Origin of the sequence: Lachnospira multipara LB2003 (assembly GCF_000702205.1) — a bacterium.
GTDB lineage: Bacteria > Bacillota > Clostridia > Lachnospirales > Lachnospiraceae > Lachnospira > Lachnospira multipara_A.
This window is the reverse complement of sequence record NZ_KL370871.1, coordinates 151,930-173,673: the sequence shown is the minus strand read 5'-3', so window position 1 is coordinate 173,673 and position 21,744 is coordinate 151,930. Positions and strand designations below refer to the sequence as shown.

The window sequence follows — 21,744 nt, the reverse complement described above, 5'->3', positions numbered from 1 at the left end:
AGTTAGCTTTTGATTAAAGGAGAAAGATATGACTAGAGCAATTATGCATGGCTGTAATGGACATATGGGACGTGTTATTACAGGTATTGTGGAAAATGATCCAGAAATTCAGATTGTTGCAGGTATTGATCCATTTGATGATGGACACAATACTTATCCAGTTTTTAAAAGCATTTCTGAATGTGATGTCTGTGCTGATGTAATTATTGATTTTGCAGCAGCTAAGGCAATGGATGATTTACTTGATTATGTAGAAACTAAAAAAATCCCTGCTGTACTTTGTACAACAGGTTTATCAGATGAACAGGTTGCTAGAATTAAGGAAGTTTCAACTAAGGTTGCTATCCTTAAGTCAGCTAATATGTCCCTTGGTATTAATACTATCTTTAAGCTTTTAAAGGAAGCTTGCAAAGTATTTGCACCAGCAGGTTATGATATTGAAATCGTTGAGAAACATCATAATAAAAAGCTTGATGCACCATCAGGAACAGCACTTTCACTTGCTGATTCTATGAAGGAAGTATTAGATGATGACTATTTCTATAGATTTGATAGAAGTCAGTTAAGACAAAAAAGAGATCCTAAGGAAATAGGCATAAGTGCTGTTAGAGGCGGTACAATAGTTGGTGAACATGAAGTATTATTCTGTGGTGAAGATGAAGTAATCGAAATTAAGCATACAGCTTACTCAAAAGCTATTTTTGCTAAGGGTGCTGTAAGTGCTGCTAAATTCCTTAAAGGAAAGGCAGCAGGTCTTTATGACATGGGAGATGTAATTGCATAATAATCTACTTGGCTGGTTTTTGTAAAACCAGCCTTTTTATATAACTTAAGGGCTGGAATATTAGTGCTAGTTACATTTAATATTAAGGGTTTGTCATATTCATTAAAAAACTCATCTAATGTGTCAAAAAGGAGGCTAAATCCTAGGCCTTTATTTCTCTTATCTTCGTCAACAAAAACGCCGTAAATGGTTGAATAAGAAGGCGTATGACTTAAATTAAGCATGGCAGCAGGTTCATCATCTTCACTAAGCATAGCATTTAGTATACTTATATCTTCGTTATCAATTCCATAGATTTCATCGGACTCACTAGCAGCATCTTCATTATCTAAATAAAGATAAAATGATGTGTGATCTTCTGTAAATGCAGTGTAGTGGTCAAGTGTTAGGCTTTGTTTCTCAAGTTCATCCCTTATTTGTAGAAAGTGATCTTTTTTAAGGACATAAAGATATTCAGAATATAGGTAATCACTGACACAAGATATATTTTTAAATTCCTCATTAATAGGCATAATAAGTTTATCTTTAGGGGATAATTGTCCTAATATATGTGATAATAGGGCGTTAAAGTAGCCTTTTTTTCTATAGTCTTTAGAAGTTAGGGCTGATAGTTCATATACTTTTGGCATGCCGTTATTATAATTATTAGTTTCATTGGAATTATTATCTTCATTAGAATTACTAGCTTCATTTAAATTATTGCCATCGTTTATTAAAACAAGGCCAATATAAGCTATTATTTGTTGGCCTTCAACAATTGCTGCCCCTTTAAAACGATGATTTTCTTCTAGAGTATAGTAAGGTTCATAGTCTGGTGATGTGGCTAAAAATTTATTGAATTTTTCAGACATTTCTTCGTTTACGTAGTCTAGATTTATAATTTTCATTGCTTCCTCCTAAGTTTAAAAAAATTAATATATAGAGAATTGAGACGCTACAAGTAGTATTAAATACTACAAAGTAAGGTCTTAAGCTTGCAAAACTTTTGTTTACAAATAAAAATAAATGCATTATGATTATATCATTGCGTATAATTAGGTTACAAGAAAAATAGTAGCCCTTACGATAATAAGGAGGAGTTATGAGCAAAGTTGCAATTATAACAGACAGCAATAGTGGTATTACACAATCACAAGGTAAGGAATTAGGCGTAACCGTTATTCCAATGCCATTTTATATTGATGGTAAGGAATATCAAGAAGATATTAATTTAAGCCAGGAAGAATTTTATATAAAGTTAGAGCAGGATGCTGAGATTTCAACTTCACAGCCTTCTGTTGGTGAATTACAGGATACTTTTGACGAGGTTTTAAAGGAATACGACGAAGCAGTATTTATACCTATGTCAAGCGGACTTTCAGGAACATGTCAGACAGCAACAATGTTAGCTGAAGATTATGATGGAAGAGTTTGTGTTGTTAATAATCAGAGAATATCTGTTACAATGCGTCAGTCTGTTTTAGATGCCCTTGAATTAGCTAAGAAGGGTAAGAGCGCTAAGGAAATTAAGGAAATCCTAGAGAAGCACAAGTTTGATTCAAGTATCTATATTACACTTGAGACACTTAAGTATCTTAAGAAGGGCGGTAGAATTACACCAGCTGCTGCAGCAATTGGTACAGTTCTTAACTTAAAGCCAGTTCTTCAGATTCAGGGTGAGAAGCTTGATGCATACACTAAGACTAGAGGTAAGGAAGCAGCTAAGAAGAAGATGATTGAAGCAATGAAGAAGGATTTTGAGAATAGATTTGCTTCATTTGCTAAGGATGGTAGATTACATCTTGAGGCAGCTTATTCAGGAAACCCTGAGGAAGCTAAGGAATGGAAGGCTTTACTTGAGAAGGAATTCCCAGGATATGAAATTAATATGGATCCTTTATCATTAAGTATTTCATGCCATATTGGTAAGGGCGCGCTTGCAGTAGCAGTATCTGCATATTTACCAGAATTAGAAGATTAATATTTAAGACCAATCTTTTAAAGGTGATTAGGGCAATCCTTATTACCTCTTAAAGGTTGGTCTTTTTATAAAAGGACAAGAATAAAAAGCAGGAGGATTTAGAATGGCACAGATTAAACGTGAGAATGTTGATAAGAAATATAAATGGGCAGTAGAAGATATCTATGCAAATGATAAGCTTTGGGAAGAGGATTTAAATAAGCTTAGCCAAATAGCAGCAAACCCATGTAAATATAAGGGCGAATTATCTAAGGATAGCAATAATATCTATGAAGCACTTAAGGAATCTGATGAGACTGATTATTTGCTTACAAGAGTATATGTCTATGCTTTTATGAAATATTATGAGGACACACAAAACAGCAAATATCAGGAAATGTCTGGCAAGGCACAGTCAGTTGCCATTAAGATGTCAGAAAAATATGCATTTTTAGAGCCAGAGATTTTATCATTAGATGAGGAGAGTTTAAGAGAAGATATAAAAAAAGAGCCTTTAAGTTTTTATGGACCAATAATAGAAGATATGCTTTTAACTAAGGAGCATTCTCTTTCAGAAAAAGAGGAGATGTTACTTGCAAAGGCAGCTAATATCTCGTCTGTGGCTAGTGAGACTTTTTCTAAATTTAATAATGCCGACATTAAATTTGAAAAGGCTCTAGATGAAAAGGGTGAGGAACATGAAGTAACTAATGGACAGTACGGTATGTTAATGGAGAGTGGAGATAGAACACTTAGAAAGAATGCCTTTAACAGTCTATATGCTTCATATAAGGCCAATATTAACACAATATCTTCGCTTTTTTATGGAAATGTTAAGCAGGCAGTATTTTTTGCAGATGTAAGAAAATATAATTCAAGTTTGGAAAGATATTTATCAGCTTCGTTTATTCCTACATCGGTTTATACAAATCTTGTTAATACTGTAAACAACAACCTTAATTTAATGCATAAATATGTGGAATTAAGAAAAAAGGCTCTTGGTGTGGACGAATTACATTTTTATGATGTTTATGCGCCAATGGTGGCAGATTATAAGTGGGAAGTATCTTATGAAGAGGCTAAAGAAATGGCATTAAAAGCCTTAGAACCATTGGGAGAAGAGTATGTAAATACAGTAAGAACAGGTTACGAGAATGGCTGGGTTGATGTTTATGAGAATGAAGGAAAGAGATCTGGTGCTTTTTCATGGGGTTGTTATGGAACACATCCATACATTTTCCTAAATTATACTAATACATTAAATGATGTATTTACCTTAATTCATGAGACAGGACATGCAATGCATACTTATTATTCGAATAAGACACAAAGCTTTGCATATTCAGGTTATAAGATATTTGTGGCAGAAGTGGCATCTACAGTAAATGAATCTCTTCTTATGCAGTATCTTCTTAAAAATTGCAAAGATAAGGATCAAAAGAAGTATTTACTTAATCACTATTTCGAGCAATTTAAGGGAACATTATATAGACAGACAATGTTTGCTGAATTTGAAATGAAGGCCCATGAAATGGTGGAAAATGGTGAAGTCCTTTCAGCTAAGAATCTAAATGATTTATATTTAGGACTTAATAAGAAATACTTTGGTGATGAAATGGTAATGGATGATAACATTGCTTATGAATGGGCTAGAATACCACATTTCTACACACCTTTTTATGTATATCAGTATGCAACAGGTTATTCTGCAGCAATAGCAATCTCTTTAAAAATTCTAGAGGGAGATAATGAAGTAATAGAGGGCTACAAAAACTTCCTAAAAAGTGGCAGCAGCCTACATCCAATAGAAACACTAAAGCTTGCAAAAGTAGATATGACAAAACCAGAAGTGGTAGAAGATGCCCTTAAGGTATTTAAAGATGTCTTAAATCAGTGGGAAAATTTATAAAGTAAAGGAGCCAGGCCTTTAGGGGCAGGGCTCCTTTCTGCCTGAAAGGCAGAAGAAACGACCGAGCCGAGAGGCGAGAAATCGAACCCGCGAATGTTGTAGCAATTACTTTACTATAATTGTTTGTTCACGCCCTATATCTAAATATAAAACCTATATCAAAACATAAAAAAAGAAGAAGCAATGCTTCTTCTAATTAGTAGAGCGCGAGACGGGGATCGAACCCGCGACCCCCTCCTTGGCAAGGAGGTGCTCCACCACTGAGCCACTCGCGCATGTCTTAATTTGTTGTGTGCCGCAGCACGTGTTTAATAATACACTCTCGTAATCTTTTTGTCAACATATTTTTTCAAAAAAAATCGAAAATACTAATAAAATAGATATTAAACCTTTCCCCCACATATAAAATACTCTTGACTTTAGAATATATTATTTTAAAATCTTATATGTGACTATAGAAGATTGGAGTAATTTAATATGGCATTTAATCCGATGAATATGATGAAAATAAAGGGTGCATTAACTCAATTTAGCGGTAATCACCCTAAATTTGTAGCTTTTTTAAGAGATACATTTGCAACAGGTATCCCGGCAGATTCTATTATAGAACTTACAGTAACTAAGCCAGGGGCTAACCCTGTAACTACTAATATTAAAATCACACAAAGTGATTTAGAATTATTAGAACAAATAAAAGAATTAAGCAGATAAATAAGTTGAAATGAGGCGTGGGTATGGGTCTATTTAAGAATCATATTGAAGAAACCAAAGGTTTAAGTATTATTATTGTTGGTACTGGTAAGGTTGGAACAACACTTGTTGAGCAGCTTACTAAAGAAGGACATAATATTATAATTATAGATAAGAATAAAGATAAGATTAACACTCTTACAAGTATGTACGATGTAATGGGAGTTGTGGGAAATGGTGCAAGCTTAAATGTACAAAAGGACGCCAATGTGGCACAAGCAGATTTACTTATTGCAGTAACTGGTTCCGATGAATTGAATTTACTTTGTTGTACAGTAGCTAAGCAGGTTTCAGGTTGTTCAGCAATTGCAAGAGTTAGAACACCTGATTATGCAGATGAATCAGAATATCTAAGAAGTCAACTAGGATTAGCAATGATTATTAATCCTGAATTAGAGGCTGCAAGAGAAATTGCAAGACTCTTATATTTACCAACAGCCCTAGAGGTTAATACATTTGTAAGAGGCCAGGCAGATATGGTTCGCTTTAAAGTGCCTCAGAATTGTATAATGAACGGAAAGACAATTGCTGATATTTGTAATGATCCTAAGTATGCAGTGCTTATATGTAGTATTGAACGTAATGGTGAGGTGATTATTCCATCAGGTACTAATACAGTAATGTCAGGGGATATTGTTTCATTTATTACATCAAGCACAAATGCTAAGCATTTTCTTAAGAAGTTTGGATTTGATAATCACTCAGTAAAAAATACAATGATTGTAGGTGGCGGTCGAGCTTCATTCTATCTTGCTAAACAGCTGATAAAAGCTGGAATTGATGTTAAGATTATTGAAAGCAACAGTAACAAAGCAAAGGAATTAACGGACCTTTTGCCTGAGGTTACAATTATTAATGCAGATGGTACTGATGAAGAGGTACTAAAGGAAGAGGGCTTAAGTTATATGGAATCTTTTGTTCCTCTTACGGGTATTGATGAGGAAAATATTATACTTACATTACATGCAAGACAGATTTCTAATGCAAAGGTTGTTACTAAAGTAAATCGTATGGGCTTTAAAAAGGTTATTTCAAGCCTTGATTTAGGCAGTGTTGTTTACCCTAGATATATTACATCTGAGGCAATTGTGGCTTATGTAAGAGCTTTAAAGGAATCTATTGGATGCGAAATCGAAACACTTTACCATCTTTTTGATTCAAGAGCAGAAGGTATTGAGTTTAAGATTAGAGAAGATTCTAAGATAACTAATGTGTTATTAAAGGACCTAAAGTTAAAGAAGGGTCTCTTAATTGCCTTGATTAGTAGAAATGGAAAAATCATAATTCCAAGTGGTAATGATGAAATTAAGGTAGGCGATTCAGTTGTTATTATCACTACACATACAGGTTTTGGCAAAATTGAAGACATATTAGATCATGAATAATATTAGAAATTGGAGCTAACAAAATGAACAGTTCGATGATACGAATAGTACTTGGCAATGTACTCAAAATAGAGGGCATATTAATGCTAATACCAATTATTGTGGCCTTAATATATGGTGAGAATACTATATATGCTTTTTTAATTACAGCAGGTCTTGCTATTGTTATTGGCCAGTTAATGGTAATAAAAAAGCCAAATGATACTATTTTTTATCTTAAGGAAGGATGCATCTCTACTGCCTTAAGTTGGATTTTATTAAGTATTTTTGGGGCTCTTCCCTTTACAATAACAGGTGAAATACCTAGTTATGTTGATGCTTTATTTGAGACAATATCTGGTTTTACAACTACAGGTGCAAGTATACTTCCAGAGGTAGAGAGCCTTTCAAAAAGTATTTTATTTTGGAGAAGTTTTACCCATTGGATAGGCGGTATGGGTGTTTTGGTATTTTTACTTGCTATTTTACCTATGACTGGTGGCTCAAATATTAATTTAATGAAGGCAGAAAGCCCTGGCCCACAGGTTGGCAAGCTAGTTCCAAAAGTTGGAAAAACTGCTAGAATTCTATATGGTATATATATTGGACTTACTGTTATGCAGATAATTTGCCTTTTGATTGCAGGAATGTCTATGTTTGATTCGGTATGTACATCCCTTGGAACTGCTGGTACAGGTGGCTTTGGTATTAAAAATAACAGTATTGGCGGATATAGTCCTGCAATTCAGTGGATTGTAACTATTTTTATGATAGCATTTGGTGTTAACTTTAATGCATATTATTATATTATTTTTAAAAATTTCAAACAGGCCTTTAATGTAGAAGAAGTAAAGGTTTATTTAGGTATAATCATTGCAAGTACTGCAGCAATAGCTATAAATATAGTTAGTATGTTTAACACTGTTGAAGAGGCCGTAAGAGCTTCAGGCTTTGCAGTTGCCACAGTTATTACAACAACAGGTTTTTCAACGGTGGATTTTGATACATGGCCAGTTTTTTCAAAATTAATATTGGTTTTATTAATGTTTGTGGGAGCCTGCGCTGGTAGTACCGGAGGTGGTATTAAGGTTTCAAGATTTATAATTGCATTTAAGACAATTATTAAGGAATTTCATTCCTATATCCACCCTAAAAGCGTTAAGGCAATTAGAATTGAGGGAAAAACAGTTGAACATGAGACACTCCGTTCTGTAAATGTGTATTTTGTTACATTTGCAGCTGTGTTTACAATATCACTTCTTATTGTTTCTCTTGAAAACAGAGACTTGGTTACAAGTTTTACAAGTGTTGCAGCAACAATTAACAATATTGGACCTGGTTTAGCAGGGGTTGGCCCTACATGTAACTTTTCTTCCTTTAGTGTGTTAAGCAAATTTGTTTTTATGTTTGATATGTTGGCAGGAAGACTTGAATTGTTCCCAATGTTAATTTTATTCCACCCAGCAATTTGGAAGAGCTTCTTTACTTCAAGAATTAAGCCAAGAAAAAATAAATGGGAAGATTTATCAAGATAAAAGATTAGTGAGTCTTAAAAAAATAAATAGTTTGTGCTAAAATACAGTTGGCTAATTTTTTTACTAAGAAAAGGAAAATATATGAGTTTAATAAATGGATTAGTGGCAGCAGTTGTATTGCTAGTAGTTGTAGCAATGTTTTTGACTGTGTCTTATTATCATAAAAAAGATGGATTAAAAGACGTTTGTAGCGGAAATTGTGCAAGTTGTGCTATGGCAGGAAGCCATAAAAAGGAGTGCAATAAAGAAGATAATTAATAAATAGGAGGTGCGCGACCATGTATGAAATATTTAGGACGGATCATGGCGTTTTATCAAAATTAGAACAACCCAAAGAAGGCTGCTGGATTAATATGGTCGCCCCAACAAGTAGAGAACTTAATGAAATAGCTGCGGCTTATGAGATTGATTTGACTGATATTGCTACAGCTCTTGATGAAGAAGAAAGTTCACGTATCTCTCTAGAAGATGGATATACACTTATTTTGGTGGATATTCCTACACCAGAGGTTAGACATGAGAAGAAGATGTATACTACAATTCCTCTAGGTATTATTATTAAAGAAGATACAATTATTACTATTTGTAGGGAAGAAACACCGATTTTAACATATTTTATTCGCAATAAAATCAGAGAATTTAGTACTAAGAAAAAGATGCGTTTTATATATCAGCTTCTTTACCGTTCAGCAACTAGTTATCAAATAAATCTTCGATTAATTGATAAGAAGAGGATGGAAATTGAAGAAAGAGTTGTGGGAGATACAACTGATGTGGATTTAATTGAGTTACACGAATTAGAATCAACATTGGTTTATTTTGCAACATCTCTTAGAGCTAATAGTGTGGTCTTAGAAAGATTAAGACGTTATAAGAGACTAGAGCAGTATCCAGAGGATATGGAATTATTAGAGGATGTTACAGTTGAGTATCAGCAGGCTATTGAAATGACAACAATCTATAGAGATGTCATAGATGGTACAAGACAGCTCTTATCATCAGTAATTGATAATAGACTAAATGACGTAATGAAGCGTTTGACATCACTCACAGTGTTAATGGCTATACCAACAATTATTTCTGGTATTTGGGGAATGAACACTAATGGAGACTATATGCCATTTGCTAAGATGCCCTTTGGTTTCTATTTAATATGCATATTTATAGTGATTATATGTGCTATTGTTGTGTGGTTTATGAAGAAAAAGAAGATGTTATAATAAAGGCATTTAGAAGATATAAAAAGACTAGGTATAAAAAGCTTTTGGCATTTTGACCTAGTCTTTATTTGTCAAGACTCGCTCGCGAGTCTTGCGCGCCGGATTCGGGTCTGCGACTGCAGACAAATTCCTGTCTGAATCCGTGCGCATCCTCGCGGAGCGTTTAACTCAGTCGGAGCTTGTATCCCGACTGAGTTAAATAACAGGTTTTGCTTCTTCAATATATAGAATCTTAATTAAAGAGGCTGCAATTAAACTACTTTCAATTTCGTAATCAGCCCATTTAGAAGCGACATTACCGGTTCTATCAATTGTAAGAACTCCAATTAATTTATCATCATTTTTTAGTAATACATGAATAGTTGAAATTACATCTTTAGCTTTCATTGCTTCTTCAAATTCAGGAGAAATACCTTTAATTATGCCAATAAAGCTAACTTCCATGTAGTCTTTATCCTTTAATAGGTTTTTAAAACTTTCTTTTTTTACATAAAGGGCATTATCTGAGTTATCAAGTATTTTACCGACAGTTATTTTTCTTTCTAGATTATCCCCTACAAAAACATTGATACTATCCACCTTGAAGGAGTTCTTAATATGCATAAAAAGCTCTTCAATAGCCTTTCTTTTATTGTCAGTAAAGATGGATAAAATATGGTTTATATACTTTAATTCAAGCATTTCTCTACCATTATTTTGCTTCTTATCTTTGCGATTTTGGCTTTCTTCAAAGCCAACTGAATGAAGATTTTCTCTAAAAAAGACATATCTGTCTCGTCCCTTTTCCTTAGCGGTATAAAGGCAGTAATCAGCTTTTTTAAACAATTCATCATAATTTGTGCCGTTTTTTGGATACTGTGATGCACCAATGGAACAAGTGATATTAAAATCGGCAAAATCATTGACAAACTCCCACTTTATTTGGGTTCTAATAGACCTTAATATTCCACGTAAATAGTTTTCATCCATTATATCAAAAAAGGCTACCATAAACTCATCTCCGCCGATTCGTCCAATTATGCCGCCGTCTCCCACAACTTCTTTTAATTTTTTGCCAAATCGTGCTAGAACCTTATCTCCATATAAATGGCCATAGACGTCATTTACCTTTTTGAAGTTGTCTATGTCAATAATGCAAATAGCCATGCTTACAATGTTGTTTTTACTGATTTCAGAGAGTTCGTTCTGGTTTGATTCAATGTAACTTTTTATATATTCTGTTATTGTTTTTTTGTTATATACATTAGTTAAGGAATCGTAGGATAATTCATTTAGCATTTCAAGTACGGTGTTGTTGTTGTGGGCATATTCTTCGGATAAGACTCTGCCAATAACGATTCTCTCACCTTGATTGTTATTAATAACAGATCCCATAAATACTAGTTTTTCCATTACTTGGCTTTGGTTTCTCATACTTGTGGTAATTTTTGCGGTGAATTCTTCCTCATATCCTCTAATCTGAGAAATTAGATTATTAAAGCTTGTTATGTCTGATTCAGGAATATAGCCGTTGTCAATCATCTGCCTTTTCCATTCTCCAAGGGACATTTTATAAATTAATTCTTTGGAGAATTTGTCATATTTATACATAGTGAATATATCAGTGTTTACGTCGTATTTAAATGTATATTCTTTTGTAAGACCAAGAATAGTTTTGTTTTGGTTTAGAATGTTGGTAAGAGCATTGTTAGCATCCATTAGGCTTTCTATATCCACCATTTCAATATTGAGCTCATTTTTAAATGAAGCAGGCTTTACTGGCATAATAGTAAGCATATTTAGGCGCAGTTGTCCTAATGAATTCTTGAAATGAAAAATCTTACTTATCTTTGAATCTTGATATGTATCAATAAAGTCCATAAGACTTTCTTTTTCATTACTATCAACAAAATCAGTTAAGCTATTGTATTGGGTATAACCAAAATATTCAGTAAATGCCCTACTTGCTACAACAATCATGTAGTATTCATTTATTGTGGCAATGCGTTTTTCTAAGTAGGTGATTTTATTTACAGAATCTGTATCTATATCGTTTACACTATACATAGTTAATCTCCTATTGCTTTTTATTTTAAATTATTCACATTTCTCATAGTCATAAAAATCTAACATAATTATATAATAATGAATCAATTAGTACAAGAATTGATAAATTGTTAGACAATTTACTTCAAAAGTAGCAAATATTTAGGGGGTTGACTAATGGCAGATAGTCCTTTGGTACCAATACTAAATATTGTAGTTTACAGATGGATAATCTATGATATAATACAACATATAGGGAATGCATGTGACGATTTTAATATTTTTAAAGCAGATAGTAACCACAACATGTAGTTTTTTGCCTAAAATTTTAAACGGGGGTAATTTATGGAACGAGTAAAATATACCAAAGTAGAAGTAAGACATGGAGATAGTCCAAAGCTATTTCCTGTATATGAGATTTACCTTGATGGAGTTATCGTTACAAAGGTATCTTCCCAGGTAGAAGCTGAAGAAATGGTATCACGCTGGTCAGAAATATATAAATAATAATCATTTTAAGATTGGTGTTTCATAGCTTAAATAGCTGTCATTATGAAGTTAGTCTAACTAATGGATTAGTGGCAGCTATTTTAGCTAGAATACAATATATAGTATAAAAGCATTGACCTTAACTACAACATGTAGTACTATAATAATAGCTTAAGCAATTTATAGGATTTGTATTAAATAAAAAAATCCTATATAGGTACCTAAAAACTTTACGGTGTGATATTATAGAAAAGATGCGTTTTGCAAAAATTTTAAGGGGAGAGCGTTATGAAGATCATTAAACGAAGTGGTTCCGAAGTTACATTTGATATTGAAAAAATAGTAAATGCTGTAACTAAGGCCAACAATGAAGTAGTACACAGTGAAAGATTATCTACAGAGCAGATTAGAACAATTTCAGAAAATGTTGAGAAAATTTGTGAAGAGATGGGAAGATCCCTTAATGTAGAGGAAATCCAGGATTTAGTGGAAAATCAGATCATGAATTTTAGAGCTTTCGCCGTTGCTAGAAAGTATATCACATATAGATATAAGAGAGCATTGGTTAGAAAATCAAATTCTACAGATGAACAGATTTTAAGCTTACTTGAATGTAATAACGAAGAAGTTAAGCAGGAGAATTCTAATAAGAATCCAACTGTTAACAGCGTACAAAGAGATTATATGGCAGGTGAGGTTAGTAAGGATATTACTAAGAGATTACTTCTTCCTGCAGATATTGTTGAAGCTCATGAACAGGGCTTAATTCATTTCCATGATGCTGACTATTTTGCACAGCATATGCACAACTGTTGCTTAGTTAACCTTGATGATATGTTACAAAATGGCACAGTTATTTCAGAAACAATGATTGAGAAGCCACATAGTTTCTCAACAGCATGTAATATTGCCACACAGGCAATTGCCCAGATTGCTAGTTCACAGTATGGTGGACAGAGTATTTCGCTTGCACACCTTGCACCATTTGTACAGGTAAGCCGTGAAAAATTCATTAAGCAAGTAAGACAGGAATTAGAAGAGACAGGTATCGAAGCTTCAGAGGAGAAGGTTCGTGAAATAGCAGAAATAAGAGTTCGTGAAGAAGTTAAGAAGGGTGTTCAGATGATTCAGTATCAGGTAATCACTCTTATGACAACTAACGGACAAGCTCCTTTTGTTACAGTGTTTATGTATCTTAATGAAGTTCCAGATGGACAGATTAAGGAAGATTTAGCGCTTGTAATAAAGGAAGTATTACGCCAGAGAATTCAGGGCGTTAAGAATGAACAGGGTGTATGGATTACACCAGCTTTCCCTAAGCTTATTTATGTTTTAGAGGAAGATAATATAACAGAAGGTTCTAAATATTGGGAATTAACAAAGCTTGCTGCTCAGTGTACAGCTAAGAGAATGGTTCCAGATTATATTTCAGAGAAGATTATGAAGGAATTAAAGGTTGATGACAACGGAGATGGCCAGTGTTATCCATGTATGGGATGTAGATCATTCCTTACAACATATTTAGATGAGAATAATAAGCCTAAATATTATGGTAGATTTAACCAGGGTGTTGTAACAATTAACTTAGTTGATGTTGCATGTTCATCTGCTAAGGATGAAGAAAAATTCTGGAAGATTCTAGATGAAAGACTTGATTTATGTAGAAGAGCACTTATGTGTAGACACTACAGATTAAAGGGTACACCATCAGATGTAGCACCAATCCTTTGGCAGAATGGTGCACTTGCAAGACTTAAGAAGGGTGAAACAATTGATAAGCTTCTTTACGGTGGCTATTCAACAATTTCCCTTGGATATGCAGGTCTTTATGAGTGTACATATTACATGAAGGGTAAGAGCCATACTCAGGATGGCGGTAAGGAATTCGCCTTAAAGCTCATGCAGTATCTTAATGATACATGTAAGAAGTGGGCTAAGGATACTAATATTGATTTCTCACTTTATGGAACACCACTTGAATCAACAACTTATAAGTTTGCTAAGTGCTTACAGAAGAGATTTGGTAAGATTCCAGGAGTTACAGATAGAAATTATATTACTAACTCATATCATGTACATGTTACAGAGGAAATCAACGCATTCGACAAATTAAAGTTCGAATCAGAATTCCAGAAATTATCTCCAGGTGGAGCAATTTCTTATGTTGAAGTTCCTGATATGAACAATAACATTCCAGCAGTGCTTTCAGTTATGCAGTATATTTATGAGAATATTATGTATGCTGAACTTAATACAAAGTCTGATTATTGCCAGGTTTGTGGATACACAGGTCAGATTCAGATTATAACAGATGATGATGGTAAATTAGTTTGGGAATGCCCAAATTGTAAGAACCGTGATCAGGATAAGATGAATGTAGCAAGAAGAACATGTGGTTATATTGGTACACAGTTCTGGAATCAGGGTAGAACTCAGGAAATTAAAGAAAGAGTATTACATTTATAATTTGAGAATACTTATATAATAACGCCCCCGCTTAATGTTAAGTAATTAGAGCGGGGGTTAATTTTTGTAAATGAAAATTTATGGCCCAAAGAAAAGTAGAAAGGAACAATTAAGAAAGTTACTTTTAAGAATGGGCGTATATTGGACTTGTTAAGAAGAGGGCACTAGTTTATCATATATATATAAAAATAAAAAAGAAATTAGGGCAAAAAATGAAAGAATTGGAGAAGTTTAATTACGATAGAGGGATAAAAGATAAGATTATATTTATGGATGAACTTCGTTTTAGTGATCCATTAAAGACTATAGAATTAGCTGGTGAATTTAGACAATTAGCAGAAGATAGAGATGATATTAACCTAATGGGATATGCAGACTTTTATATTGGCGATGCATATTATACTTTGGGTGAATTTGATAATTCTATAAATTATTTAAGTAAGGCAGCGAGGGAGTTTGAGGAGTCTGATAATCCTTATAAAAGCGGTGGTTGTCTTAATACCTTAGGTATTTTGTATGCCACAAGAGGCGAAATTATTTATGCTCTCGATAATTTAAAAGAAGCTGCTAGAATTGCTGAAAGTTCAGAAGATGATTTTGTTGCGGCTTTAGCATATGCTAATTATGCTGAAATAAGTGATACAATTAAGGATCCAAGTATTTCTATTGAATATGCTATTAAGGCATATAATCACATAGTTAAGTGTGCTAGTAATCCAAGACAAAAAAGTATAGAAATTGTAATATTAACAACTCTTGCTAAGATATATTTAAAAATCGGATTAACACAAGAATCAAAAAAGAAAATCGAGCAGGTTGAAGAAATTGTAAATGAGAAAAAGGATTTAACTCCTTGTATAGATTTTTATGTAATAAAGCTTATGTATGTTTTTAAGACATCTAATGTGGAAGAAGAAAGGGAATCAGCCCTAAGAAAAACCCTTGATGTATACTATAACACAGAGTATAAGATTGATTATTACTTGTATATAATTGACCTATTACATTTCCTAAAAAGAATTGGTAGAAGAGATATTCTTATACCCCTTGTGGAGGATTTTGATAATAGCATTAAGGATACACAGTTTGTATATTTGCAATCAAGAATTGTTGATTTTAAGATTTCTTTGTACGATGAAGATGAAGATAAGGAACTTTTGTATAAGGAATTATTAAGATATAGAAAATATACAACAAGTTACAAAATGCTTGAAAAACGCTCTATAAGACGATATATAAGCATTCAGAATAATTTAGAAGATTCTAAGAGAGCCAATGAACTTTTAAAAGAGCAAATTGGAGTGGATGAATTAACAGGCCTATCTAACAGATGGCAGCTTAATACCAAGGTGGAAGAGCTTCTTAACAGGGCAATTATTGAAAAAAAGAATTTTGCTGTGGAGATGCTTGATATAGATAAATTTAAAAATATAAATGATCAAAATGGACATCATGTTGGTGATTTGTGCTTGGTTATTGTGGCCTCTGTGTTAAAAAACATGGAGACAGATGGTATTCATGCGTTTAGATATGGTGGAGATGAATTCCTAATTTATTATCTAGGCTATAGCGATGAAGAGATCGAAGAAAAAGCAAGAACTATGAGAAATTCAATTCTTGAGATATCAGAAATTAGAGATTTGCCTAATGTTTATATATCTCAAGGAATCTGTAGTGGCATTCCAAATAAGGAAACAAAGATTTGGGATTTTTCTTCACAAGCAGATTCGGCTATGTATATGGCAAAGCGTGGTCTAGGAGATCATATAAAGTTAGTAAAAATATCAGATGAAATATAATAAAAACCCCGTTAGTTTCTTTAATATGCGAAGTAAAATTAAAGACTTAACGGGGTTTTTAATATTAAGTTTTAAATGTCAATTTGAGAAATTAAGCCAGCGCGGCCATCTTCGTGTAAGAAAACACCTGAAGAGCGCATATGGGCATTTTTTTCTCCTGTATCATTGGTGAAATCAAAATCTGTTTTGGTTTTACCCAAATATATTGCACCTACATCTGCTTCTTTTAGGGACAGCAGACGTGATTGTCCGTCCTCATCAATGACCCATACCTTTAGTTTTGAATAGACGTTGTCAGCTTCGTCAATCCAGCCGTCGTTATCAGAATCATAGATTGAAAGGTCATTAAATCCATCTCCTGATTTTGTTCCGAAAAGCTCACCACCGTCGTTAATAACACCATCATCATTTAAGTCTATTGCAAGAAAAGCAGTATTTGATGCTGGTTTTGCGTGTTCTTCTAACACTCCATCACTATCCAAATCAAAGTAGAAATGCTGATTAGTTAAGCTAACCGGGCAGTCATCTAGATTGATAACAAGTGGATCTGTAAGGACTTTGTCAAAGGTTGTAATGTTGCTAATCTCGTTGACTTTTATAAATTCCCTACTGAGGGTTAGGTCAAGATTAAAGGAAATTTCATTTCCGTCACTAGTAACTACATTACCTGTTGTGGACATGCTTACATTTTCAGTCTCTAAACTTGTGTAAGTTGTTTGACTAGTTATTGTCCATGTTTGAAAATCCTCACTATTAGTCATTATAAGTGTGTTGTCATTAGTATTATTGGTGTTATTGTTTACAAAACTTGTAACACCTTTGTCACTTCCATAATCCCTGTAAAAAAGACTTATAAGCATAAATTGGTGCAAATATGACACAATTTGGCTATAAATTTTTTGTTGCAAATTAGCGTAGGAATATGGAGTCTTTGTGGTATTTGTTTTTTCTAAAGTGTTTGTGTTTTTACTTAGTTTGTCATTAGTGTTGTTAATAAGCTTTTGTTCCTTTTTGCTTTCATCATTGATGTTTTCTAACATGGCCTTTTTGTTGTAGTTTAGTGTTTCAAAACCGTTGCCAGAGTAGGATTCTACACTAGCATAGTTGTTGATGTTCTCATAAACTTCCTTAAAAAGAGATGAGGATTTTGCGCCAGTGATTTGAGTGTTTATCTCTTTTTTATAAGAACTACTACTCTTATAAGACCTGTCTGACTTCATAGCGATATTGCTGCTAGAAATTATCATTTGTATCCACCTTTCGTAAGACTGTAACAGCAATGAGGCCAGCAACCTAATGCGAGCGCTTACACAAGATGTTCTTACTGAATATATATCGGCAAAAGACCTTAAAGCTTTAGGAAAAAGTCAAAAAATATGTACTTTAAGAAAATAAGTTTGCAAAAGTTGTGGATATTTGTAGTGATGTGGGTTAATATAAATCTATGGTTAATACAAAGATAAAAGACGGAGGTTATATTATGTGGTTAGCAGATTTAGGGAATGGAAAATATAAAAATCCGATTCTTTATGCAGATTATTCGGATCCAGATGCAATTAGAGTTGGTGATGATTATTTTATGATTTCATCAAGTTTTTCTAATGCTCCAGCTCTTCCATTATTACATTCTAAGGATTTAGTAAACTGGAAGGTGGTAAATTATATATTGCCTAAGGTTCCGGAATTTCGTTATAGAAATCCTATTCATGGTTGTGGTGTGTGGGCACCAGCAATTAGATATCATGATGGCAAGTTTTTTGTATGCTTTCCAATGCCAGATGAAGGCATTTATATGACAACAGCTACTGATCCTTATGGAGAGTGGAGTGAGCCTGTAAATATTAGACCAGGTGCTGGTTGGATTGATCCATGTCCATTCTGGGATGATGATGGAAAGGCTTATTTAGTAGCAGGTGTTGCTAAAAGTAGAATTGGCTATAAGAGTGTGCTTCATATGGTAGAAATGGCAGCAGATGGAATGAGCCTTATTGGTGAAGAGAAAAAGGTTTTTGATGGAAATTTAAATGACCAAATGACAATTGAGGGACCAAAGCTTTATAAGAGAAATGGCTATTATTATATTTTTGCTCCAGCAGGTGGTGTAAAGACTGGCTGGCAGACAGTACTTAGATCTAAGAATATTTATGGCCCATATGAATATAAGGTTGTACTACGTCAGGGAGATACTAAGGTTAATGGCCCTCATCAGGGAGCTTGGGTAGATACAGTAACAGGCCAGGATTGGTTTATTCATTTTCAGGATGTATATGCAGCAGGTAGAATTACTCATTTACAGCCAATGGAGTGGTATGAGGATTGGCCAATAATTGGTGAAGTTAAAAAGGACGAAAATGGTAAGCCATTAGAGGAATATGGTACTCCAGTAAGTGAATATACTAAGCCAGATATTGGGGTTTCAAGTAAAGAACTTGAGGACAAGGAAAAATACCCAATATGTGCCCCAGACTTAGATGATGATTTTGATAAGGATCATTTAGGATTACAGTGGCAGTGGAATGCTAATCCAGATGAAGACTGGATAGAATTTATGCCAGAGAAATCAAAAATCAAATTAAATGCAGTTCCAACAACACCTTATAGACCAGTGTGTGATTATAGAAATCTTCTTCTTGCTAAGTGGGCGAGTCCTGAATTTACTTGTGTTACTAAGATGAGCTTAAAGGATATGGCTAATGGAGATTATGCAGGATGTGTAGCCCTTGGAGTTAATTATATAGCCCTTGGTGTAACTAAGCAGGGAGATTCCTATGCTGTAAGAAAGGTTATTGGAAATCAGAATTTTGATTGTGATGTAAGCTATGCTAATGAAAGTAAAGAAGATATTCCAGTAAGCCTTGATCCAATGGAATTTAATTCATTTAAGAGTGATGAAAAAGAGATTTATATAAGATATACAGTTAAAAGAATTGGTGAAGAAACACATGTTGAAGGAGGACTAGTGGTAAATGGCGCACCACGTGAGTTAGAAACACTTGAAATAAGTTTTGATGGAGAAAAATATGGCTTTACTACAGCAACTGAGAGTAAGGCAGGACGCTGGGTTGGCGTTAAGAATGGTATGTTTATTAGCCATAATAGTCTTGTAAAAAACCAGCTTAAGGGAAGCATTACAGTTGACTATATTAAGTATGAAGACTAGTTCGTGAAGCTCTCGCATTATAGAGCCTTCGGCAGGCTCGAGCCTACATATCAATTTAATGAAATTAAATTGATACAATACTTGAAGCTCTCGCATTGCAGTGCCTTCGGCAGGCTCGAGCCTACATATCAATTCAATAGAATTGAATTGATACAATACTTGAAGCTCTCGCATTATAGTGCCTTCGGCAGTCTCGAGCCTACATATCAATTTGATGAAATTAAATTGATACAATACTTGAAGCTCTCGCATTATAGAGCCTTCGGCAGGCTCGAGCCTACATATCAATTTAATGAAATTAAATTGATACAATAAAAGAAAAGCTCTAAGAAATAAACTGATGTTTATTTCTTAGAGCTTTTTTATAGTCATAAGTTAAAGTAAGTCTAGTTAATTAGTTGTTTTAATGTTTTTCATTGCCCAGAGCTGAAGAGCTTTGGCGTTATTTGATATATTCTCTAATGATGTTAAAATTGACTGAAATTCTTCTAATTCTTCAATATCAACTTTTCCATCTGCTGAAATGTCGATGATTGAGTTTCTTAGTTGATCAATGTCATTTAGTGAACCAAGAATTTTTAATGAAAGTCTGTCAAATGAACTGATCTCAACGCTTTTCATTGTTAAACGTCCAATAGGACATTCACTTGAACAGAAGTTGTATGTAAGTTCTGGTGCATTATAGTGCTTTGACATAAGAAGAACTTCTTCTGGATAAGGTTCAACATTTCCAAGTTCAATTCTTGCAAGTCTTGTTCTATCAATACCAAGAACTTCCGATGCAGCTTCACGACTTTCAAAATCTGGATTTGTCTTAGCTGCATTGTATCTTGCAATGTAATATTTATTGTCTGACGCTTTAGTTGCTTTTTTCATAATACCTCCATAGATATCAATTTAATAAATTGACACAATACTTGAAGCTCTCGCATTATAGTGCCTTCGGCAAGCTCGAGCCTACATATCAATTTAATTAAAATTAAATTGATACAATACTTGAATCTCTCGCAGTTAGTAGAAAACGTGGTCTCCTATAACAGTTCCACCTTCATCTTTGCCAGGTCTATAAACATGGAAATATAGAGCACTGGTGTTGAGATTACCATTTAATGCGCTTAATGCCGCTGCCTTACATTCATCAGAAGCACCTCTAGCAAGTACGATTGCAAAACGACCACTAGCTACAGGACTAAATTGTCCAGAGGCATAAATAACTGATGAGATAGAATCTCCAAAACGTGGATTTAATACTCTATTAATAATAACTGATGCAACAGCTAATTTGCCTTCGTAGGATTGGTTTCCAGCTTCGCATTCAATAATTGCTGCAAGCATAGCTAAATCAGTTTGTGTGTAATCAAGTTTAGTGCCAGAATAGTTGATTTCATCACCTGCCTGCATTGCCTGAATTGCTGCTAGCTGTCTGGCAATTTCTTCTTCCTGAATCTTTTTTTCGTATTCAAGACATTTAGCCTCAACATCAGAAATGTTAGTAGAAGCTTCATTTAAATTAGCTTGTACGTTGTAAATTGATGATTTTAAGTTTGCCATATTACTGCTTAGTTCTGTTTTTAGACCTTCTAATTCAGTCTTATCAGAAACTAAAGAGTCTAGTTTTTCATTACGAGATGTAACTTGCTCGTGTAGTTTATCTAATTGTTTTCTATCATAGGTTGATAGGTTTAGAATATATTCTGATTTTACAAGAAAATCAGCCATATTTCCTGATTCTAACATAGTTTCAATTAGTAAATCTGAACTATTATTCTCGTACATATATTTAATACGGAGTTTCATGGCTTCGTATTGATCGTTAATTGATGCATTTAAAGTATCAATTTGAGAATTAAGTTCATCAATTTCTTCTTGTTTAGACTTTATTTGTTCATCAACAGATGAAACCTTGTTACCTGCATCTGTAAGTTCATTGTTTAATCTGCTATATTCAGACGAAAGATTAGCCTGGCTCTTTTTTAGTTCTTCTAGTTCTTTATTGGCGTTATCTAAATCTGATTTTGTATCAGCATAAGCACTTAATGGCAAATAAGTGACTATTACTGTACTAGCAAAAAAAGTTAAGCTTATAAAGATAAGAGTAATTGCTCTTGATAAGACTCTAAAAGAAGACGTTTTATCCGATGTAAAAAAGATAGTAAACCTCTTCATAAAACCTCCCATTATTATAAATCTTAAAAAAATATGAAAAAACAAAATAAGTATAAATTGTTTAATGGTAAATTGCAAGCAAAGAGACATGGTGATAAAATAAATCATAAGATGCGATGAATGAAAAAAATTATACTT

At 33.6% G+C, this 21,744-nt stretch carries 18 protein-coding genes and 1 tRNA gene; 13 read left to right on the top strand and 6 right to left on the bottom strand.

Annotation, left to right across the window (positions count from 1 at the left end; genetic code table 11):
• Positions 1-28 precede the first annotated feature (28 nt).
• The gene (gene dapB / locus T537_RS0110285; protein WP_031557736.1) at positions 29-784 is read left to right on the top strand and encodes a 4-hydroxy-tetrahydrodipicolinate reductase; all 756 of its coding nucleotides are present in this window, start codon (positions 29-31) and stop codon (positions 782-784) included.
• On the opposite strand, the gene T537_RS0110280 is transcribed toward dapB, so the two are convergent.
• Positions 757-1,671 (bottom strand): GNAT family N-acetyltransferase, encoded by a 915-nt coding sequence (locus T537_RS0110280; RefSeq protein ID WP_031557734.1) that lies wholly within the window; start codon positions 1,669-1,671, stop codon positions 757-759. The two genes, dapB and T537_RS0110280, sit on opposite strands and share 28 nt — an antisense overlap.
• 194 nt (positions 1,672-1,865) lie before the next feature.
• Here T537_RS0110280 and T537_RS0110275 point away from each other — a divergent pair, with 194 nt between their 5' ends.
• Together T537_RS0110275 and pepF are read left to right on the top strand one after the other, a co-directional pair.
• Positions 1,866-2,744, top strand: a complete 879-nt coding sequence (locus T537_RS0110275; protein WP_027438260.1) for a DegV family protein — start codon at positions 1,866-1,868, stop codon at positions 2,742-2,744.
• 103 nt (positions 2,745-2,847) lie between these two features.
• Positions 2,848-4,632, top strand: coding sequence for an oligoendopeptidase F (pepF, locus tag T537_RS0110270; protein WP_031557732.1), 1,785 nt, complete (start codon positions 2,848-2,850; stop codon positions 4,630-4,632).
• A 203-nt stretch (positions 4,633-4,835) separates the two neighbouring features.
• On the opposite strand, the gene T537_RS0110265 is transcribed toward pepF, so the two are convergent.
• Positions 4,836-4,907 (bottom strand) — tRNA-Gly (locus tag T537_RS0110265).
• Between the two features lie 202 nt (positions 4,908-5,109).
• Between T537_RS0110265 and T537_RS0110260 the strand changes: the two genes are divergently transcribed.
• From T537_RS0110260 to T537_RS0110240, 5 genes are all read left to right on the top strand, one after another.
• Complete coding sequence (locus T537_RS0110260) at positions 5,110-5,343, top strand: hypothetical protein (protein ID WP_031557730.1); 234 nt, start codon at positions 5,110-5,112, stop codon at positions 5,341-5,343.
• Between the two features lie 23 nt (positions 5,344-5,366).
• A complete protein-coding gene (trkA, locus tag T537_RS0110255; RefSeq protein ID WP_031557727.1) occupies positions 5,367-6,767 on the top strand; it encodes a Trk system potassium transporter TrkA in 1,401 nt (466 codons plus the stop codon).
• A 23-nt stretch (positions 6,768-6,790) separates the two neighbouring features.
• Positions 6,791-8,281 carry a TrkH family potassium uptake protein gene (locus T537_RS0110250; RefSeq protein WP_031557725.1) on the top strand — a complete coding sequence of 497 codons (1,491 nt, stop codon included), beginning with the start codon at positions 6,791-6,793 and terminating at the stop codon, positions 8,279-8,281.
• Positions 8,282-8,362: 81 nt separating this feature from the next.
• A complete protein-coding gene (locus T537_RS12915) occupies positions 8,363-8,539 on the top strand; it encodes a FeoB-associated Cys-rich membrane protein (protein ID WP_155895265.1) in 177 nt (58 codons plus the stop codon).
• A 20-nt stretch (positions 8,540-8,559) separates the two neighbouring features.
• Entirely contained in the window at positions 8,560-9,501 is a 942-nt protein-coding gene (locus T537_RS0110240; RefSeq protein WP_027438902.1) for a magnesium transporter CorA family protein, read from the top strand.
• A 195-nt stretch (positions 9,502-9,696) separates the two neighbouring features.
• Here the strand turns inward: T537_RS0110240 and T537_RS0110235 are convergent, their stop codons facing one another.
• Positions 9,697-11,547, bottom strand: coding sequence for a GGDEF domain-containing protein (locus T537_RS0110235; RefSeq protein ID WP_027438903.1), 1,851 nt, complete (start codon positions 11,545-11,547; stop codon positions 9,697-9,699).
• A gap of 156 nt (positions 11,548-11,703) precedes the next feature.
• On the opposite strand from T537_RS0110235, the gene T537_RS13145 reads away from it, so the two are divergent.
• From T537_RS13145 to T537_RS0110215, 4 genes are all read left to right on the top strand, one after another.
• Complete coding sequence (locus T537_RS13145; protein WP_278244479.1) at positions 11,704-11,838, top strand: hypothetical protein; 135 nt, start codon at positions 11,704-11,706, stop codon at positions 11,836-11,838.
• A 33-nt stretch (positions 11,839-11,871) separates the two neighbouring features.
• Positions 11,872-12,033: a hypothetical protein gene (locus T537_RS12910; RefSeq protein WP_155895264.1), complete on the top strand. Its 162-nt coding sequence runs from the start codon at positions 11,872-11,874 to the stop codon at positions 12,031-12,033.
• 270 nt (positions 12,034-12,303) lie between these two features.
• A complete protein-coding gene (gene nrdD, locus T537_RS0110220; protein ID WP_027438904.1) occupies positions 12,304-14,481 on the top strand; it encodes an anaerobic ribonucleoside-triphosphate reductase in 2,178 nt (725 codons plus the stop codon).
• Between the two features lie 212 nt (positions 14,482-14,693).
• Positions 14,694-16,280 (top strand): tetratricopeptide repeat-containing diguanylate cyclase, encoded by a 1,587-nt coding sequence (locus tag T537_RS0110215; RefSeq protein ID WP_027438905.1) that lies wholly within the window; start codon positions 14,694-14,696, stop codon positions 16,278-16,280.
• Positions 16,281-16,351: 71 nt separating this feature from the next.
• On the opposite strand, the gene T537_RS12540 is transcribed toward T537_RS0110215, so the two are convergent.
• The gene (locus tag T537_RS12540) at positions 16,352-17,527 is read right to left on the bottom strand and encodes a hypothetical protein (protein ID WP_051637219.1); all 1,176 of its coding nucleotides are present in this window, start codon (positions 17,525-17,527) and stop codon (positions 16,352-16,354) included.
• 233 nt (positions 17,528-17,760) lie between these two features.
• On the opposite strand from T537_RS12540, the gene T537_RS0110200 reads away from it, so the two are divergent.
• Positions 17,761-19,440 carry a glycoside hydrolase family 43 protein gene (locus T537_RS0110200; RefSeq protein ID WP_031557721.1) on the top strand — a complete coding sequence of 560 codons (1,680 nt, stop codon included), beginning with the start codon at positions 17,761-17,763 and terminating at the stop codon, positions 19,438-19,440.
• Positions 19,441-19,830: 390 nt separating this feature from the next.
• On the opposite strand, the gene T537_RS0110195 is transcribed toward T537_RS0110200, so the two are convergent.
• Positions 19,831-20,316, bottom strand: a complete 486-nt coding sequence (locus T537_RS0110195; RefSeq protein ID WP_031557719.1) for a hypothetical protein — start codon at positions 20,314-20,316, stop codon at positions 19,831-19,833.
• Positions 20,317-20,451: 135 nt separating this feature from the next.
• Positions 20,452-21,606: a cell wall hydrolase gene (locus T537_RS0110190; RefSeq protein ID WP_031557717.1), complete on the bottom strand. Its 1,155-nt coding sequence runs from the start codon at positions 21,604-21,606 to the stop codon at positions 20,452-20,454.
• Positions 21,607-21,744: the final 138 nt, after the last annotated feature.

What these genes read in the sequence shown, in the direction of transcription:
- dapB (WP_031557736.1), top strand. Translation starts at nt 29, where the DNA reads ATGACTAGAGCAATTATGCATGGCTGTAATGGACATATGGGACGTGTT.
- T537_RS0110280 (WP_031557734.1), bottom strand. Translation starts at nt 1,671, where the DNA reads ATGAAAATTATAAATCTAGACTACGTAAACGAAGAAATGTCTGAAAAA.
- T537_RS0110275 (WP_027438260.1), top strand. Translation starts at nt 1,866, where the DNA reads ATGAGCAAAGTTGCAATTATAACAGACAGCAATAGTGGTATTACACAA.
- pepF (WP_031557732.1), top strand. Translation starts at nt 2,848, where the DNA reads ATGGCACAGATTAAACGTGAGAATGTTGATAAGAAATATAAATGGGCA.
- T537_RS0110260 (WP_031557730.1), top strand. Translation starts at nt 5,110, where the DNA reads ATGGCATTTAATCCGATGAATATGATGAAAATAAAGGGTGCATTAACT.
- trkA (WP_031557727.1), top strand. Translation starts at nt 5,367, where the DNA reads ATGGGTCTATTTAAGAATCATATTGAAGAAACCAAAGGTTTAAGTATT.
- T537_RS0110250 (WP_031557725.1), top strand. Translation starts at nt 6,791, where the DNA reads ATGAACAGTTCGATGATACGAATAGTACTTGGCAATGTACTCAAAATA.
- T537_RS12915 (WP_155895265.1), top strand. Translation starts at nt 8,363, where the DNA reads ATGAGTTTAATAAATGGATTAGTGGCAGCAGTTGTATTGCTAGTAGTT.
- T537_RS0110240 (WP_027438902.1), top strand. Translation starts at nt 8,560, where the DNA reads ATGTATGAAATATTTAGGACGGATCATGGCGTTTTATCAAAATTAGAA.
- T537_RS0110235 (WP_027438903.1), bottom strand. Translation starts at nt 11,547, where the DNA reads ATGTATAGTGTAAACGATATAGATACAGATTCTGTAAATAAAATCACC.
- T537_RS13145 (WP_278244479.1), top strand. Translation starts at nt 11,704, where the DNA reads ATGGCAGATAGTCCTTTGGTACCAATACTAAATATTGTAGTTTACAGA.
- T537_RS12910 (WP_155895264.1), top strand. Translation starts at nt 11,872, where the DNA reads ATGGAACGAGTAAAATATACCAAAGTAGAAGTAAGACATGGAGATAGT.
- nrdD (WP_027438904.1), top strand. Translation starts at nt 12,304, where the DNA reads ATGAAGATCATTAAACGAAGTGGTTCCGAAGTTACATTTGATATTGAA.
- T537_RS0110215 (WP_027438905.1), top strand. Translation starts at nt 14,694, where the DNA reads ATGAAAGAATTGGAGAAGTTTAATTACGATAGAGGGATAAAAGATAAG.
- T537_RS12540 (WP_051637219.1), bottom strand. Translation starts at nt 17,527, where the DNA reads ATGATAATTTCTAGCAGCAATATCGCTATGAAGTCAGACAGGTCTTAT.
- T537_RS0110200 (WP_031557721.1), top strand. Translation starts at nt 17,761, where the DNA reads ATGTGGTTAGCAGATTTAGGGAATGGAAAATATAAAAATCCGATTCTT.
- T537_RS0110195 (WP_031557719.1), bottom strand. Translation starts at nt 20,316, where the DNA reads ATGAAAAAAGCAACTAAAGCGTCAGACAATAAATATTACATTGCAAGA.
- T537_RS0110190 (WP_031557717.1), bottom strand. Translation starts at nt 21,606, where the DNA reads ATGAAGAGGTTTACTATCTTTTTTACATCGGATAAAACGTCTTCTTTT.